At 69.0% G+C, this 1,174-nt stretch carries 1 protein-coding gene and 1 rRNA gene; one reads left to right on the top strand and one right to left on the bottom strand.

Annotated elements, in window-relative coordinates:
* Positions 1-159: 159 nt before the first annotated feature.
* Positions 160-276 (top strand): 5S ribosomal RNA (gene rrf, locus A2U95_RS22170).
* A 239-nt stretch (positions 277-515) separates the two neighbouring features.
* Here rrf and A2U95_RS22175 read toward each other — a convergent pair.
* Positions 516-1,174, bottom strand: a 659-nt coding sequence (locus A2U95_RS22175) for a hypothetical protein (protein WP_206283012.1), incomplete at its 5' end; no start/stop codon positions are given.

Genomic DNA, 1,174 nt, shown 5'->3' on the forward strand with positions numbered 1-1,174 from the left:
AAGCCCGGCAACGGGTGGAGGTGACTGGTACTAATAGGCCGAGGGCTTGTCCTCAGTTGCTCGCGTCCACTGTGTTAGTTCTGAGGCAACGAACAGTTGCCGGCTTAGAGCTGAACTCTCAACTGAAAAGTGTGCTTGTTCGCTCGAAACCAATAGGGTTTCGGTGGTCATAGCGTGAGGGAAACGCCCGGTTACATTCCGAACCCGGAAGCTAAGCCTCACAGCGCCGATGGTACTGCAGGGGGGACCCTGTGGGAGAGTAGGACGCCGCCGAACAATTTTTTGGAGGACCCTTGGTCCCAGCGTTCAGCTGGGACCAAGGGTCCTTTTTGTTTTTCCCTTTTTATTCTGCCGCAGCTCGGGAACCCGACTGCGCGACGACGATCAGCGGTATCGAAGACTAGGAGTCACCGATGTCCCCCAACTCTCCCGACGAGCGCCCGGAGCGCGAGCCACGCCGCCGGGACGGTGGCGACCGCGGAGACCGTGGCGGCTACCGCAGGGACGACCACGGTTCACGCCAGGGCGGCGGTGACCGTGGCGGCTACGGCCGGCGTGACGACCGCGGCGGCGACCGCGGTGACCGGGGTGGCTTCCGGCGCGACGACCGCGGTGGTGAGCGCGGCGGCTTCGATCGTCGTGACGACCGCGGCCCGCGTCGTGACGACCGTGGCGGTTTCGACCGCCGCGATGACCGCCGTGACGACCGCGGTGGTGACCGCGGTGGGTTCCGTCGCGACGACCGTGGCGGCGACCGTGGTGGTTTCCGCCGTGAGGGTGGCGACCGGCCCGGCTTCCGCCGTGACGACCGTGGCTACGGCGGCCGTCGGGACGACGACCGCGGTGGTCCGCGTCGTGACGACCGCGGTGGTGAGCGTGGTGGCTTCGACCGTCGCGACGATCGTGGCCCGCGCCGTGACGACGACCGCGGCGGGTTCCGTCGTGACGACCGTGGCGGTGAGCGCCGGGAGTTCGACCGCGGCGGGTACCGGGGTGGCCGGGACGAGCGTCGTTCCGACGACCGTGGCGGGTTCCGTCGTGACGACCGCGGTGGTGACCGCGGCGGTTTCCGCCGTGAGGACGACCGCGGTGGGTTCCGCCGTGACGACCGTGGCGGCGAGCGCGGCGGCTTCCGTCGCGACGACCGTGGCCCGCGCCGTGACGACGACCGCGG

Origin of the sequence: Streptomyces chilikensis, from assembly GCF_001642695.1 — a bacterium.
Taxonomy (GTDB): domain Bacteria; phylum Actinomycetota; class Actinomycetes; order Streptomycetales; family Streptomycetaceae; genus Streptomyces; species Streptomyces chilikensis.